The 15991-nt window shown below is 62.9% G+C and carries 14 protein-coding genes; 3 read left to right on the top strand and 11 right to left on the bottom strand.

The window, feature by feature from the left end:
• Window positions 1-100: 100 nt before the first annotated feature.
• Both GTP23_RS16515 and GTP23_RS16510 read right to left on the bottom strand, forming a co-directional pair.
• Window positions 101-862, bottom strand: coding sequence for a DUF3108 domain-containing protein (locus tag GTP23_RS16515; RefSeq protein WP_161036115.1), 762 nt, complete (start codon window positions 860-862; stop codon window positions 101-103).
• A gap of 1 nt (window position 863) precedes the next feature.
• Complete coding sequence (locus tag GTP23_RS16510) at window positions 864-2030, bottom strand: DUF3108 domain-containing protein (RefSeq protein ID WP_161036114.1); 1167 nt, start codon at window positions 2028-2030, stop codon at window positions 864-866.
• A gap of 116 nt (window positions 2031-2146) precedes the next feature.
• Between GTP23_RS16510 and GTP23_RS16505 the strand changes: the two genes are divergently transcribed.
• Window positions 2147-2848 (top strand): PhaM family polyhydroxyalkanoate granule multifunctional regulatory protein, encoded by a 702-nt coding sequence (locus tag GTP23_RS16505; RefSeq protein WP_161036113.1) that lies wholly within the window; start codon window positions 2147-2149, stop codon window positions 2846-2848.
• Between the two features lie 25 nt (window positions 2849-2873).
• Here the strand turns inward: GTP23_RS16505 and GTP23_RS16500 are convergent, their stop codons facing one another.
• From GTP23_RS16500 to GTP23_RS16470, 7 genes are all read right to left on the bottom strand, one after another.
• Entirely contained in the window at window positions 2874-3089 is a 216-nt protein-coding gene (locus GTP23_RS16500; protein WP_161036112.1) for a hypothetical protein, read from the bottom strand.
• Between the two features lie 128 nt (window positions 3090-3217).
• Complete coding sequence (locus GTP23_RS16495; protein WP_161036111.1) at window positions 3218-4918, bottom strand: tetratricopeptide repeat-containing response regulator; 1701 nt, start codon at window positions 4916-4918, stop codon at window positions 3218-3220.
• Window positions 4915-5658, bottom strand: coding sequence for a sensor histidine kinase (locus GTP23_RS16490; RefSeq protein WP_161036110.1), 744 nt, complete (start codon window positions 5656-5658; stop codon window positions 4915-4917). Before GTP23_RS16490 ends, GTP23_RS16495 begins: the two co-directional genes overlap by 4 nt.
• 141 nt (window positions 5659-5799) lie before the next feature.
• A complete protein-coding gene (gene mnmC1, locus GTP23_RS16485; RefSeq protein ID WP_161036109.1) occupies window positions 5800-7536 on the bottom strand; it encodes an FAD-dependent 5-carboxymethylaminomethyl-2-thiouridine(34) oxidoreductase MnmC1 in 1737 nt (578 codons plus the stop codon).
• Complete coding sequence (locus GTP23_RS16480) at window positions 7533-8096, bottom strand: DNA-3-methyladenine glycosylase I (protein ID WP_161036108.1); 564 nt, start codon at window positions 8094-8096, stop codon at window positions 7533-7535. The genes mnmC1 and GTP23_RS16480 overlap by 4 nt, the downstream gene beginning before the upstream one ends.
• Window positions 8097-8134: 38 nt before the next feature.
• A complete protein-coding gene (locus tag GTP23_RS16475; protein ID WP_371866934.1) occupies window positions 8135-10996 on the bottom strand; it encodes a diguanylate cyclase in 2862 nt (953 codons plus the stop codon).
• 188 nt (window positions 10997-11184) lie between these two features.
• Window positions 11185-11676 carry a winged helix-turn-helix transcriptional regulator gene (locus GTP23_RS16470; RefSeq protein ID WP_155436292.1) on the bottom strand — a complete coding sequence of 164 codons (492 nt, stop codon included), beginning with the start codon at window positions 11674-11676 and terminating at the stop codon, window positions 11185-11187.
• Between the two features lie 313 nt (window positions 11677-11989).
• Between GTP23_RS16470 and GTP23_RS16465 the strand changes: the two genes are divergently transcribed.
• The gene (locus GTP23_RS16465; RefSeq protein WP_161036107.1) at window positions 11990-12826 is read left to right on the top strand and encodes a response regulator transcription factor; all 837 of its coding nucleotides are present in this window, start codon (window positions 11990-11992) and stop codon (window positions 12824-12826) included.
• A gap of 28 nt (window positions 12827-12854) precedes the next feature.
• Here the strand turns inward: GTP23_RS16465 and GTP23_RS16460 are convergent, their stop codons facing one another.
• Together GTP23_RS16460 and pnuC are read right to left on the bottom strand one after the other, a co-directional pair.
• On the bottom strand, window positions 12855-14402 hold the full coding sequence (locus tag GTP23_RS16460) for a methyl-accepting chemotaxis protein (RefSeq protein ID WP_161036106.1): 1548 nt from the start codon (window positions 14400-14402) through the stop codon (window positions 12855-12857).
• Between the two features lie 70 nt (window positions 14403-14472).
• Complete coding sequence (pnuC, locus tag GTP23_RS16455) at window positions 14473-15045, bottom strand: nicotinamide riboside transporter PnuC (RefSeq protein WP_161036105.1); 573 nt, start codon at window positions 15043-15045, stop codon at window positions 14473-14475.
• Between the two features lie 161 nt (window positions 15046-15206).
• Here pnuC and GTP23_RS16450 point away from each other — a divergent pair, with 161 nt between their 5' ends.
• Window positions 15207-15977: a substrate-binding periplasmic protein gene (locus GTP23_RS16450; protein WP_161036104.1), complete on the top strand. Its 771-nt coding sequence runs from the start codon at window positions 15207-15209 to the stop codon at window positions 15975-15977.
• Window positions 15978-15991: the final 14 nt, after the last annotated feature.

Here is a 15991-nt window from a genome sequence, read left to right as displayed (position 1 = left end):
GTTTATCAATTGGTACGCAACTCACACCGGAACAGCGCCGCAGGCGAAAACTCCATGGGCAGACCCGTCCCGATTGCGGGGGCGTCAGTATAGCAGGAGCTTACTTGTGCACGACCTTTTCCAGTGTCTGGTCGACGAAGTCGCCATCGTCGTCATTGAAGCGTACCCGCACCGGATACCAGTCCATAGACGGCGCCAGCCACAGGTCTACCTGCTGGCCCTGCGCGTCGGGCGGCGGTGCCTTCACCAGATGGACGGCATTCACCTCGCCCGTGCCGATCTGGACTGCCTCATTTTTCATCACCTTGAAGCGCCACACCTCGGCATCGCGCCGGCCGGCGACGAAAAATGCCCATTCGCTGCCCGCCTTGAACTTGTCCGGGGTGGCGCGCGCCTGCGCCGCCAGCTGCCACTGGATACTGGTGCGATCCTGCTCGCCGCCCTTGATCGGGTAGCTGTCGTCGCTTTCGCTGAATGTGATGGTTTTGACATCGCGCTTGAAGCTGGTGTGGCTAGGGTCTTTGCGGAAGCGCTTTTCATAGAACTGCACCGGTGCCAGTCCGTAGTCGTCGACACTGCCCTCGCTGCGGTTCTCCAGTATCTTGCCCAGCAGGCTGACGCGACTTTCCGTGGCGACGAAATAGCTGCCATCGGCCGCACGCCACTGCACGGAGGCAGTCCCGTTCAGGGAAATGCCGCGCTGCTTGGCCTTGATGCTGTAGCTCAGGTCTGCCGACGGCGGCAGGTTGAACGGCCGCTTGACGCTGGGATGCTCGCCCTCGGCCGCGCGGGCCAGCGGCGCAGCGGCCAGCAGCGCGGTGGCGCACAGCATGAGCAGACGACGGTGGAACGATGGGTGCATATTATTTTCCGGTTACGTTAGTCGTGATGCGGGAAACCGTCTGAGTGGTCAGAGCCCCACTCGCTTCGGTGTTGCGCAGCTGGACCGGCAGCCAGTTCAGCGAGGGCGCCAGCCAGATATCCAGTCTGGAAGTATAGCTGCCGGGACGCGGGGGACGGGTCAGATGCCAGGTCTTGATCTTGCCCAGCCCCGTCTCCAGCTCTTCCTCGCCCACCAGCCGGAAGCGGAAGATATTCGCCGTGCGGTCCTCGCCCACCTGCATATCGATATCGGTGGCGAACTGGTTGGCATCCGCGCGGCCTATGCCGCCCAGCTGGAAGGGCACGGTGGTCATGTCCTGCGCCCCCACCAGCAGGGGGAAGCTGCGTTCGGAAGCGGAAAATGTAATGGTGGCCGCATCGCGGTTGAAATGGGTAGCCGTTTCTGCACGCCGCGCGCGTTTCTGCGTGCTGGTGGCAGGTGCGATGCCGTAATCGTCGATGCTGCCAGCGCTGCGCATCACCAGCAGGTTCAAGCGCGTCACCAGCAGGTTCAGGCCCGCTTCGACCGAGGCCTGATACTGGCTGCCATCGGTATGCCAGCGCATATTGGCCGAACCGTTCCAGCGCGTGCCATCGGCATCCACCCTTGCCACATCCATATCAAAATCGGCCGAAGGCGGTAAATTGACTTTGTAGCGCCGCATCGACAGCAGCTCCGGCACTTGTGCAGTCAGCGGGGTGGCACCATCGGCCTGCGCCGGCATAGGCGCGGGCATCCCCGTCTGCGCTGCGCTGGCGCCGGCCTGCTCCGCCTCCACCGGCGTGGCCAGGCTGGCCGCATCGGCCAGCACGCCTTGCACGGCGGCGGAAGTCGCGTCGGCGGGGGCAGGCGCCAGCGGTGCGATAGCGGGGTTTGGGCTGGTCTGACTGATTGAAGGCGGTGGCCGCACGGGCAGCTGGCGGGCCGGCAAAGCCTGCGGCTGCGCCGGTTCCGGCGTATCGACATGCTTGGGCAGGCTCAGTTGCAATTGCGCCGTCATCAGCGAAGGCGGCAGCGGCGACGGGCGTGGCGCTACGCCAGCAAGATGGTTGCCGGCCCAGTCTATCGCCACACCATGCAGCACCAGCGTGGCCACGCAGAACAGCAGCAGGCGGCGACGTTGACGTAGGAAGGTGACAAAGCTCATGGCGCTAGTTTAACTGGTTCGGCGCGCCTGCGCGCCCCTGTAGAAATGTTGTCAAAACCTTTTGAAGGCCCAGCCGTAATCTGCTACGCTAAACGCTGAACCCACTGGAGAATTCGATGACCCATCCGCAAATGCCGAACATCCCCGGCGCCAATGTCATGCACGATACGCTCGATTTCGTTAAAAACCTGTGGGGCAGCATGAGCGTGCCCGGCCTCACGGCACCCACGCTGTCCGTGGAAGAACTGGACAAGAAAATCAGTGACCTGAAAGCCGTGGAAGCATGGCTCAGCGTGAACATGAATATGCTGCGCGGGAGCATACAGGCGCTGGAAGTCCAGCGCGGCACCATCGCTACGCTGAAATCCGTCGGCGCCAGTCTGGCTTCGGCGGCCCAGCAGCCGGCCAGCAGCGACAAGTCCATCTTCGATGCCAACCCTTATGTGTCGGCCTTCTTCCACCATGCGCGCAATGCCGACAAGGACAAGCCAGCCGCGCAGGAACCGGCCAAAGCTGCGGAAGCGGCCAAGGCGGCGCCCGAGGCCAGCACTGCGGCCGGCGCTAGCACCAGCAAGCCTGCAGCGGGCGCCGATGCTGGCGCCGCACCGATGGCCAATCCGGCCGCGTGGTGGAATATGCTGCAGGAGCAGTTCAAACAGGCCGTGGCCAGCACCGTGCCAGCTGCCGCCACCAAACCGGCTGCCAAAGCTGCAGCACCGGCCAAAGCCAAAACCAAACCTGCCGCCAGCGGCGCCGCGAAGAAACCGGCCACCAGACGCGCAGCCGCCAAGCCGAAAGCGGCCAGCAGTAAAGTTTAAAGGGAGAGTCTGGCCTGATGCAGATTCAGGCCAGCCGCTGTATGCGGATCGCGTCGATCAGGCCATCGGCCTGACGCTGCACTTTTTCGATATCGATCAGGCCTTCCTGTTCCAGTGCCTGCGCGCCGGCGTGGGCAGTCTGGAAAGTCTCCAGCGTATCGCCCTTGGCAGCGACGGGGCGTATCCACGCCACGCTGCCCACTTTCATTTTCGAATAAACTTCCTTAGCGATATCGCGCATAGTTAATGCCCTTTATATGCCCTCAATATTGACAGCAGATTAAGCCGCAGACGGGGTGCACCGCATTTCAGTGTAATCATTTGACCTGCTGCGGACAAGCGCACCAGCACCGCTGTTGCGCGCTATCGTCACTCCGGCAGGGGGCCGTTCTCCGCCTCGAATTCACTGGCCGCTGCCGCAGCCACCACGCCCTGCATGGGCGCCAGCTGGGTCAGTTGCTCCATGAGCTGGGCGAAGCGCTGCTGCCCCGGCGCCAGCGCATCGACATGCATCAGCACCGTCACCGCCTCATCGGCCAGTGCCGCATCGTGACCATTCTGCTGCATATACGAGATCAGAATCTGCGCTGCATTGAACAGTATGCGCAAATTGTTGGGCAGGGCTTTGCGCGCCACCCGCATCCATTCCACCGCTTCGTCCAGCTTGCCCGTCTTCCACAGCAGTACGCCGGTATTCATCATATCGGTGGCTTCCTTGCGCGCCGCCTTGATATACTCGGCGCCCTCTTCGCCCATGCGTGCCTTGTCGAAGATGGCCTGCACCTGATCGAGCAGGGGCAGGTTGTCGTGGTTGTTGCGCGCGACAAAACACAGCAGCGAAGTGCCGGCCTCCTTCACGCCCACGGCAAACAGCAGGGTGGCCAGTTCCATGCAGATGTCCGTGCCGGGGCGCTGCCTGGTCTCATCGGCCAGCATGGTCTCCAGCTCTTCGCCCGATTTGCGGGCACGCCGGTAGTCGCCACTCTCGTGGTACACCAGCCCTTCGGTGATCTTGGCGCGCAGGATCACCTGATCACCGCCGAACTGGTGGATGGCGGCATTGAGCAGGCGCTGGGCTTCCTTGATATCGTTCTTCTGGCCGCACACGCGGGCCAGCCCGAAGAAGGCTTCCGGCGTTTTGCGCACCGAGTATTCGCCGATGTCTATGCATTTGCGGAAGGCTTTTTCAGCTACCGGAATATTCCCCAGCTTGAGCGCACTATGACCGTAGGTGACCTGGCGCAGCACGGAGTTGGGCGACATCTTGGTGGCCTTTTCCAGCACGCCGAAGGCTTCTTCGATATTCCCCTGCAGCAGATGGGAGGACGCCAGCTGGTCATAGGCATCGATGTAGAAGCGGTTGGCCGTGATCACCGACTGGAACATCGCCTGCGAAGCCGCTACCTCGCCATTGTTCATCATGATCTTGGCCAGCCCGCAGCGCGCCCAGTTGTAGTCGCGTTCTTCCAGCACTTTTTCGTAGACGCGGCGGGCCTTCTCCGGCTCGCCGCTCTTCAGCAGCAGCGTGGCCTTCATGCGCAGCAGTTCGATTTCGTGCAGCGGGTTGCTGGCGATCTGCTCGTCGCACAGCTTGGCCGCGCGCAGGAAATCCTTGTCCGCATAGGCGTGATCGATTTCCTTGAAAATCTGCTTCTTGTTCCATACCCGGTTCAATCGGGTCAGCAGCACGCCTTCCGTAATCGGCTTGATGATGTAGGCATCGGGCTGGTGCTCGGCCGCCCCCATCACCGATTCCACGCTTTTTTCGGCCGACACCATCAGCCACACGCTGCTCGGCATCAGCAGATTGCGCAGACGGGCTTCTTCCAGCACCTGCTGGCCATTCTTGCCATCGCCGAGGTTGTAATCGCACAGCACCACGTCGTAGCGGTGCTTGCCCAGCAGGACCATGGCTTCGCCGCCGCTGGCTGCCTGGTCGATGTGTTTGGCGCCGAGGTTGCGCAGCGACTCGCGCAGCAGCTGGCGGATACCGACGAAATCATCCACCAGCAGATAGCGCTTCTCTGCCCAGTCTACGTCATTGGTGGCAACCAGCTGATGGGGCGTCATGGCAGTCGCAGTACGAAGCAGCCGCCGCCCAGTGTGCCGCCATTTTCCAGCGCGATGCTGCCGTGGCGCTGCCGATGCCTGTGCATCTTCGCCACCTCGCTGGAAAAGTACAGCCCCAGACCACTGCTGTTATTGAGGAAATTGACGGCGCTGCGCTGATTGTTCATGGCGCTGGCACCCGCCTCCAGCATCACGGCAGGGAAGCCCGTGCCGTTATCTTCCACCCGGATTTCGAGGTAGTCGCCATCGATGCGTATGGCCAGCCGCAGCCGGTCGCGCGTATAGCGTATGGCGTTGTTAATGGCGTGTACCAGCACACCGATGATCAGGTCTTCATCCAGCGTCCACAGGGCGTGCTCGGGATAATCGAGTTCCAGCGTGATGCCGCGCGACTGCAGCAGGATGCGCGCCTGGCTGGCCACCTGCTGCACCAGTTCCGCCATGCTGTTGGCCACCGGCTCGAAAGGATAACCGGGCTTGCCCACGTCCTTGTACAGGGCCAGCAGCTGCATCAGGTTGTCGTTGAGGCGCTTGGTCTGGTACAGCATCTGCCCTAGCTGGGCGTAATCGGGATGGGATTGCTCGCGCGTGCTGCCAGCATCGGCCATGGCGCCCGCCAGCAGGTTCTCCAGCGTGCCACTCAGGACGCTGATGGAGTTTTTCATATCGTGCGCAGTGGAAGCCAGAAACATATACAGTTCCGGCGAACCCTGATACTGCGGCGCTTCGTGTTCATCCATCGTCAGTGCCTCCATGGACGGCGCGGTACAAGGAAAAGAGCGCTGGCTGCAGCCAGCGTTCTGATTATAGCTGCTAGCGTATGCCGCCACCAGCACGGCATATGCGCTGGCGCAACGCTGCTTGCGGCAGGAATCCGGCGCCTACTCGTCTTCCGCCGGCACGGCGCGGCGCCGCTGCTTGAGCAGGAAGCGCCCCGGCACCAGCGCATCGACCAGCGTGGCCTCCAGCGGCATGGGGCGCTGTTCCAGCTGCGACACCAGCAGCTCCGCCATCAGCGTGGACCAGATGATGCCGCGCGAAGCATAGCCGAGCAGGCTATACAAGCCCGCATGCACAGGCATGTCGCGCAGCCTTTCGAGCCGCCCGCCGCTACTGTAATCGGGCAGCGGCCCCACCAGCGGCAGCCGGTCCGGCGCCGCGCAGCGGAAGCCTACCCGTCCTGCCAGCGGTGCAGTGGCCGCCAGCGCTGCTACTGCCTCACCCGGAATAATTTCGGCCAGACGGGCCAGATTCTCCTGCTGGCAGCTGGCGCGCAGCGCCCTGTCATCATCGCTGCTATAGGTCGCACCGGCGCAGATCACGCCCTGATTGGGCGGCGTAACGTAAGCTTCGCGGCAGACCGCCAGCGCCAGGCGCGGCCCCAGTTCCTGTGGCAGATGGGTGACCTGCCCGCGCAGACGGGCCAGCGGCAACTGCGCCGCCTGCGCAATATCCACCGCACCGGCTCCGTTGGCAAGGATGACCACAGGCGCTTCGGCCAGCATGGCACCACTGGCATCGAACACCTGCCAGTTTTCGCCATGGCGCTCAAGCCGCAGCGCTTCGTGGTGAAAGCGCTGCTGCAGACGGCTGCCGCAGGCGGCCAGCAAGGCCGCACACAGCGATGCAGGCCGCGCCCAGCCGCCCTGCCCGAACAGCCAGCCGCCATGCGGCGTAGGCCCGCCCAGCAGAGCGGAGGCAGCGGGCGCATCGAGCCAGCGCACGTATTGCTGCGGGTAGTTCCATGTTGCCACCACATCCTGCTGAACCTGCGCGTGGCCGGCATCGCGCGCCAGTTGCAGCACGCCGCAGCTGGCCCCTTCGAACACCTGGCCTACGCCGCCCAGGCGCTGCCACTCGCGCAGGCCAAACAGGAAGGCGGCGCGCGTCAGGCGGGTGGGAATATTGTCGTCCTTGGACAGCAGCGGCATGAAGATGCCGGCCACATTGCCCGACGCTTCCTGTCCCGGCGCGCCATGGCGTTCGATCAGCGTGACCTGCCAGCCCGCTGCGCACAGACGGTGGCTGGCCGAAGCCCCGGCTATACCGGCGCCGATCACGATGGCCTGCCGCACGGCAGGCAGGGGCGGCGCGGGCCGGCGCGGCTTGCGGCTCTGGTACAGCGCCCGATAGACTGCACCAGCCATGCCGCTCTGGCTGGACACCTTCTCGGCCGGCACCGGCTGCTCGACAAAGCCCTGCTTGCGCAGCGCCAGCTTCATGGCTTCATCGGGTGCCTCGGCCAGCAGCTCGGCTTCCGGTTGCGCCAGCCGTGCCAGTTGGCGCGTCAGCATGGGGGCCAGCCCGGCGCGCAGATAAATCTGGTCTACCCGCGCTTCGATCTCCGGCAGCACATCCTCGGCCGCGCCGACCAGCAGATCCAGCGTCACCCTACCGTCATCGAGCACGATGCGGTGAAAGCCCGGCAGATTCAAAGGCCACAGCGCGCGCAGCTGGGCGTCGCCGATACTCTCGGCCGGCGCCAGCTGCGGCGTCAGCGCCAGATAGAACAGCATGGCCTGCGGCGCCTGCCCGCGCCACGCGGCCATGAAGCGGCTGCCGTCTTCAAACGCTGTATCAAGGATGACCCGAGGGCTGGCCGTCGTCACGTTGCTCATCGCTGCTGGCGGCAGAAACAGGCCGGGTCATGGTCGTTCACCATGCCTATGCCCTGCATGTAGGCATACACGATGGTGGAGCCGACGAACTTGAAACCGAGCTTGGACAGGTCTTTGGAGATCCGGTCCGACAGCGCCGTCCTGGCGGGCCGGGGGCCAGCCTCCGGCGCCAACGGCTGGCCGCCGACATAGGCCCACAGCCAGGCATCGAGCGTGGTGCCGCTGGCGCGCAGGCGCAGATAGGCCTGCGCATTGGTGATGGCCGCCGCCACCTTCAGGCGGTTGCGCACGATGCCGGGATTGGCCAGCAGTTGCGCCACCTTGTCGGCATCGTAGGCGGCGATTTTTTCGGCATCCCACTGGTCGAAGGCCGCGCGGTAGCTGGCGCGCTTGTTCAATATGGTTTCCCAGCTCAGCCCCGCCTGCGCGCCTTCCAGATTCAGCATCTCGAACAGGCGCAGCTCGTCGTGGCAGGGTACGCCCCACTCCTCGTCGTGATAGGCCAGATACAGGGGATTGGCCGGATTGGCCCAGCGGCAGCGGGTAAGATTTTCAGTCATGGTGCAGTAGACAGCTTGAGTTGCGGCCCGCAGGCCGGCTAGATTTCCAGATCACTCGACAGGCCGGTGCGGCGCCGTTCGCCGCCCAGATTAGGCGGACCGGCCAGATTCGTCACCAGCCGCACTTCGCCCGCCGTTACTGCCTGTTCCAGTTGCTGCATCAGGCGCGGGAACACTCCGGCGCTCTGCGTGGCCGCGGTGCTATACAACGCCGCCCACGCATTGCGGCCGGAACGCTTGGCTATGTACAGGCCCTGATCGGCCAGCTCCACCACCTGCGACCAAGACAGCAAGCGTGGCTGCTCGGGCAAGAAGGGGAAGCAGGCAAAACCGATCGAACAGGTTTTCGCCAGCGTGGCACCATCGGGCAGGATGAATTCGCGCTCGGCCACGGCCCGGCGCATGCGTTCGGCCACCACATGGGCTTCCTCGCGGTGAGTGGCGCGCGCCAGCACCAGAAACTCTTCGCCGCCCCAGCGGATCACATAGTCGGACTCGCGGAATACTTCGCGCAGACGCTCGCGCATCTGCACCAGTATGGAATCGCCGGCCGCATGGCCATAGCGGTCGTTGACTTCCTTGAAGTGATCCAGATCGACCATGAAGAACACCAGATCCTTGGCTGCTGTCTGGTCGCAGATGGTCAGCTCGCGGTGCTGGCCGGCGTCGTGCGCGCGCAGGCTGAGCGCCACATCGGCATCCACATTCTGCAGGAAGAAGCGGCGGTTGCGCAGTCCCGTCAGCTGGTCGGTCAGGCTGACTTCTTCCAGTGCCTTGTAGGCCCTTTCCAGTTCCAGATTCTTTTCCAGCAGCTGTTCCTGAGTCGCGCTCAGTGCCTTCAGCGTGGCGGCCACCTGACGGTAGGCGCGCGCATTATCGAGCGCAATCGCACCATAGGCACACAGGGTGCGGAAAATCAGCCGTTCGCGTTCTCCGTAGGCGCCGGCCTGCAGCGACTGCACCGTCATCACCCCCAGCACGCGGTCGCCCACATGCAGCGGGGCGAACAGCAGGCTGAGCGTCGGCAAGGTGCCCGGTATCAGGTTAGGCGTCAGATCGGCCTCGCCCAGCTCCACCAGTATTTCGCGCCGCTCGCGCACGCAGCGGGCCGAATTGGCCAGCGGGTCGGACAGGGCCACGCGTACGGCCGGCAGCTGATTGCCGTCTTCCGTACCGAAGGCGCAGGTCAGCCATTCGCCATCGGGTTCGAGCAGGAAGATGGAGAAATGGGTAGCGTCGAGCAGGCCATGCACATGCCGGTCCAGCGCACGGAATACGGCAGCGGCGTCCAGATGGGCCGTGATCTCCTGACCGATGGCGCTCAGGTGGGTCAGCGTGGCACTGGTCTGCTGCAGCACTTCGGCGCGCTGGGCTTCTGCAGCAGCCAGCTGGCGGTGATGCTCGCCTTCCGTCTGCGCGCGCTCAGTCTGGTACTGCACCTGCATGGCGATGGCACGGTTGGTGGCCTGCTGGCTGTGGATCTGGTCACGCGCCGCGCCGGCCTGCAGCGAAATCGCATAAGCCCTTTCGTAATTGCCCGTTGCTGCGTACTCGCGCGCGATGGCATCGAGCAGCGCACCGGAAACCGTATAGCCATCGATGGTGCCGGCCACTTCCAGCGCCAGCAGCAGATAGTGCAGCACCGGACTGGCGGCCTGCATATTGGCCGGTGCCGGCAGCGCATGCTGGGCATGGATTTCGGCCAGCACATTCAGCGCCGCAATCTGGGCGGAAGCATCCACATGTTCGCGCGCCAGTTGCAGCGCCGCCTGCGCTGCGGCCAGCGCTTCATCGGCACGCCCCAGATGGGACAGCGCGTGCGCCTGACCGCGCCGCGCACTACTGCGGAAATCGGACTGGCGCAGCGCATCGCCGCGCGCCGCCAGCTGGGTAAAGCTGTCCAGTGCGGCCTGATGGTGGCCCAGATCCAGCGCCAGATCGCCCTGATATTCCAGCGCCACGGCAAACGCGCGCGAACCGGACAAGGCCTGCAGGGTGTGCAGCGCTTCGCGCAGCAGGGTCTGCGCGGCTTCGCGCTGCCCCAGCTGGCGCAAGGTTTCTGCGGTCTGCATCAGGCCCATGCCTATGCTCAGTGGCCAGCCGGTTGGCCGCGCCAGATCCAGCCCGCGCTGCATCCAGTCCAGCGCAGCCTCGTGTGCATTCAGACTGGTGAAGGCATTACCGATATTGGTTGCGATCACGATGGCACGGCGGATCTGGCCAGTGGCCAGCGCCGTCTCGAAGCTCAGCATCAGATGGCCGATGGCGCGCCCGTATTCGCTGCGCTGGAAGGCACAGGTTCCGAAAAAATCGCTGATCCAGCCCGCCGCGGTGGGCGCCACGCCCGTCAGGTCGGTGCTGAAACGCTGGCCCCAGCGCTGCTGCGCCGCCTGCCAGTCTATAAAAGTGTCGAAGATGCCCGAGGCGGCATCGATCACGTCGATCCGCACGGCGTCGCCCGCGCTACGGGCCGCCTCGGCAGCACGGGCCAGCGCCTGATCTGCCGCACGGCTGTCGCCGCGGTCGATGGCAATGCCAGCCTGCAGCCATTCGAGGTCGGCGCACGCCAGCGCCGCTTCACGCGGCAAGCCTGCGCTGGCCAGTTCCAGTTGCTGCTGCGCCTGTAGGCACAGCAGCTGGGCCGCATTCAGCCGTCCGTGCAAACCTTCCGCCTCGGCATCGATCAGCAGCACGCGGCTGCGCGTCAGTGCTGCCTGCGCTGCCGGCAGCAAAGGCAGGAACGGAGCCAGTTCGGCACACAGACGGCGCGCCTGCGGCGGATCGCGCTGGCGCAGATGCCAGGCCAGCAGTTCCAGCAATGGCCAGCGCTGGGCGCCTTGCGCATCGGCCAGCGCGGCCTGCCACTGCGCCAGTTCCTCGTCACGCACAAACAGATACACTCTATGCTTTCCTTTACTGTGGACTCCCCGGTCGGGAGCCATCGCCGCTGCGCGGGTTTGCGCGCTACACATTATTCCACAAATTCCCTGCAACTAACGACGCTGAAACATTTCTGATGAGCAAAAAAAAGCGGCGCTTCCCTTCCGGGTCGCGCCGCATCACTTCCCTACAAGTGTCTGTGTGTGGCTCAGGCCATTTTGCTAATTTCCATCAGGCGGTTGCGCATGCCTTCGGTGGCGGCCGGTCCCGGTGCAAACATATAGTCTTCATCATTGATGGCCAGACCGCTGTTGGCATCGACCAGCACCTGATCGGCCGGCTTGCCGGTTTCGCGGCTCACCACCAGCAGGCTGGCGCCCTCCGGTGCCAGATGGTCATTACCCCAGGCGATGAAGGCCAGCAGTACAGGTTTGAATGCGCGCCCCTTCTCGGTCAGGATGTATTCGAAGCGTGGTGGCCGGGTGCTGTACTGGCGGCGCTCCATCAACCCCCCTTCCACCAGCCCGGACAGGCGGCGCGTCAGCATATTCGGGGCAATCTTGAGACTTTTTTCAAATTCGTCGAAACGGGTCAGGCCATAAAACGCATCGCGCAGGATCAGGATGCTCCACCATTCCCCCACTTTGCCCAGACTGCGGGCTATCGGACAGGCCATGCTGCCAAAATCAGTGTGTTTCATGCTTTACTCCTTGGTCTGCTAGTTCGTTATCGCTGATGCAATATGGCTGGCTGGTCATTGTTGCCAGGCGAATTCATTATTAACGATCCGGAAAATGCCTGCTTTTGCCGTAAGCGAGAGCAGTTTTGCTAGCGGAGAAAAGTATGAAAAATAGTGTGGATGAGGGGGTATTTACAACAACCTTGCAAGCTAGTGGTAGCATACGGTGCATATCGTGCAAATGAAAACAGAAACTATTCAACATTTTCTCCCGTAAGCGCTACTATGCAACTTGTAGTGACAAAGCTTGCATAACCATTACCCAGCAAAGGCCATGCCAACCGCCCGCCCTACCCCATCGAGCAAGATACTGGTCGTGGACGACTCAGCGTTCGAACAGCGCATGCTGGTCGACCTGCTGAGCGAACTGCCGTATTCTGTTTCTGTGGCCTTCAATGGCATGCAGGGTTATCAGCTGGCACTGGCCCAGCAGCCGGACCTGATCCTGCTCGATGTGCGCATGCCGGGCATGGATGGCTATGCCGCCTGCCGGCTGCTGAAAGCCAATCCGGCCACGCAGGACATCCCCATCATTTTCCTGAGCGGCAATGACAACTCGGAAGAGCGCATTCTCGGCCTGTCGCTGGGCGGGGTGGATTTCGTCGGCAAGCCGTTCTCGCCGGGCGAACTGGCAGCACGCATACAGGTACACCTGAATCTGGCCATGCGCGCCCGCCAGCAGCTGGTGCCCCGTGCCGACAGCACCCTAGCCGATACCATCGTGGCCGTGACGGATCCGGAAGTGGTGATCGTCAACGCCACCAAGCGGCTGATCTCGAATAATCTGGCGGCGCCGCCCAGCCTGACGGAAATCGCCAGCAAAGTGGGCACCTACCGCGAAAAGCTGTCGCAGCTCTTCCGCGCCCATACCGGCATGACGGTGTTCGCCTACATCCGCGCGGCCCGCATCGAATGCGGCATGAATCTGCTGCGCGAAACCGATATCGAAGTGCAGGATATCGCCCTGATGGTGGGCTTTAACAATGCCGGCAACTTTGCCACCGCCTTCCGCGAAAGCACCGGCCTCACCCCTAGCGCCTACCGCCAGCAACCAGGCAGTGCGCCCGCTGCGGCAGTAGCGCTGCCGGCCGAAACCGGCAGCCACAAATAGGCCCGGGCCGGCGGCCCGCTCCCTCCCCTTAGCGCAGACGGAACTTGCTGACCACTTCGGCCAGATTGGCGGCCTGCTCCTGCATGGAACCGGCCGCTGCTGCAGCCTGTTCGACCAGCGCCGCATTCTGCTGGGTCACTTCATCCATCTGGGTGATGGCCCGGTTGACTTCGGCAATGCCCGTGCTCTGCTCGCTGCTGGCAGCGGAAATCTCGGCCACTACATCGCTTACGCGGCGCACGCTGGACACCACTTCCGCCATGGTGGCGCCGGCCTTCTGCACCAGCGCCGTACCGCTTTCCACCTGCACCACGGAATCGTCGATCAGTTCCTTGATCTCTTTGGCCGCCGCCGCGCTGCGCTGGGCCAGATTGCGCACCTCGGTAGCGACCACGGCGAAGCCACGGCCTTGCTCGCCGGCACGGGCCGCTTCTACTGCCGCGTTCAGGGCCAGAATATTGGTCTGGAAGGCAATGCCGTCGATCACGCTGATGATGTCGACGATTTTGCGCGAGGAAGCACTGATGGAATCCATGGTGGCGATCACTTCATCGACCACTTTGCCGCCATCGGTGGCGATGCCGGAAGCGGACTGGGCCAGCTGGTTGGCCTGACGGGCATTGTCGGCATTCTGCTGCACGGTCGAGGTCAGTTCTTCCATGGCCGAGGCAGTTTCTTCCAGCGAGCTGGCCTGTCCTTCCGTGCGGCGCGACAGGTCCAGATTGCCGCTGGCGATTTCGGCCGAGGCCGTAGCGATCGCATCCGTGCCATGGCGCACTTCGCCCACCACTTTCAGCAGGCTGTCGTTCATGGCGCGCAGCGAGTCCATCAGCTGCCCTGTTTCATCGCGCGTGCTGGCCACAATCACGTTGCTGAGGTCGCCCTCGGCCACGCGGCCGGCAATGCCCACCGCTTCTTCCAGCGGTGTGGCAACAATGCGCGCCACATACACGGCCAGACCCATGCTGATCACCACCAGTACCACCAGCACGGCAATAATGGTGTTGCGCGAGCTGCTATAGGTCGCATCGGCCGCCTTGTCGGATGCCGAGCTGCCTTCATCATTGATTTTCACCAGCGCATCGAGCTGCTCGAATGCTGTGCGGAACAGCTTGTTCGAATCGCCGCGCAGCAGCGCAGCCGCTTCCTCATTCTTGTCCTCGCGCGACAAGGCCACCAGCTTGCGACTGGCGGCCATGTAGTCGTCCAGCGTCTTGCGGAATTCGCCATACACGCGCCTTTCTTCGGCTTCCGAAATCAGCGCCTCATAGGCGCTCTGCTGCTTGCGCAGAGTCTCCAGCCGGGTGGCCATGGATTTCTCCACATTGGCGAACTCGGCCGGATCATGCATGACGATGTGGGTGGTTTCGGATATCCGGTAGCGCGCCAGCGACACTTCGATCTGGCCCAGCGTGCGGATCGAGGGCAGCCAGTTATCGGCGATATCGGTCGAGGCCTGATTCACCACATTGAGCTGGCGGATGGCAAACAGGCCCAGCAAGGTGGCCAGTGCGATCACGGCGACAAAAGCCACGATCAGCTTGCGGCCTATTTTCAAGTCGGAAAACCACTGCATGACATCTCCTTTAGTTTTTTTCTACGTAGTAACACCATCATAAAACGAGAAAAATTCAAAGTCGATGAATCTATGCAAGTTGTAGTTGCGCCTGCATCTGGCGACGCCAGAACCACCACGAAGCCAGCGCATTGAGCCAGTACGCCGCATACAGCAAAGCCGTCAGCTGCAGGCCGCGGCTCAAGTACAGGGGCACGGAAATACTGTTCACCAGCAGCCAGAACGGCCAGGTTTCGATGCGCCGCCCCATCAGCAGCAATTGCGCCACGATGCTAAAGGCCAGCACGGCGGAGTCGATGAAAGGCGCATAGGCATTGGTATAAGCCTGCAGCAGCAGGCCATAGCCGGCCGTTGCCGCCAGCGCAATCGCACTCATCCACAGCAACACAGGCACGCGCACGCGCCGGATCGGCAATTGCTGGCCGCTATCGCCGCGGCGCCAGCGCCACCAGCCCAGCAGGCAGGTGATGATAAAGAACAGCTGCAACGCCACATCGGCATACAGGTTGACGCCATAAAACAACAGGGCAAACATGCTGCAGCCCATCACGCCCAGCCACCACGAGTGCACATTGTTCCGGCCCGCCAGCACGATAGACACCGTCATCACGACATTTGCCGCCAGTTCCAGAGTAGATACCAAAGCATGTCCCCGCAATTGAATATGGTCATCACAAATTTCCTGCCAGCGCTATGGTAAGCTGCGCCGCCAGTGCTGACTAGCTTGCTTTCAGGAAACGATGAAGGCTTGACATTCTCCTCACTTCTGGCAAATTGTAATCAAAGTTCAAAGATTGGTTCCTCATGCAAGCCCGTACCGTCGGCACCACTGTGGCCCTGCTGTATGCGACCGCCCTGCCGGCGCAAGCTGCACCCTGCCAGCTAAAAATAGCTCTCGAGCAATGGCCTCCCTATGTCTATAGCAAGCCCAATAGTGCACCCACGGGGCTGGATCTGGAGCTGACCCAGGCCATCTTGCGCGAAGCGGGCTGCACCTTGCAGCTGATGCCGGAGCTGCCCACGGCACGGCGCCAGCGCCAGTTCGAGCAGGGCAGTCTGGATGTGCTGCTGGCCGCCTCCGACACGGCGGAACGGCGCAAAATCGCCCGCTTCAGCATTCCCTACCGAAGCGAATCCGTGAATCTGTTTGTCCGTAGCGAACAACTACCCCGTTTTCAGCAGCTGCGCACGCTCGAGGGGCTGCTGGCCATGCAGGTATCGCTGCTGGCACCCAAGGTGGGCTGGTATGGCACGGCCTATGCCAGACTACAGCCGCAATTGCTGTCCGCCGGCCATCTGAGTACTTTTCTGAATTTCCAGCAAGGCGTACGCATGCTGGAGGCGGGACGCGCCGACGTCATCCTCGGCGACAGTGCGGCGCTACGCTATGAAGCGCGCGAACTGGGGCTAGCTATCAGCGCCCTGCCCGTGACGGTGATGCGCGCCCCCGTGCACCTGATGCTCAACAAGAACACCACTACGCCAGAAGAGCTGGAACAGATCAATGCCGCCATTGCGCGGCTAGAAAAACAGGGCGTGCTGGCCGAAATCCGCAACCGTTACGGCGAATTCTGAGTAGCCGCCCTGCC

It is taken from the genome of Duganella fentianensis (genome assembly GCF_009857835.1).
In the GTDB taxonomy this organism is placed as follows: domain Bacteria; phylum Pseudomonadota; class Gammaproteobacteria; order Burkholderiales; family Burkholderiaceae_D; genus Rugamonas; species Rugamonas fentianensis.
The sequence above is the reverse complement of the archived record's forward strand: the minus strand, read 5'-3'. Positions and strand labels throughout refer to the sequence as shown.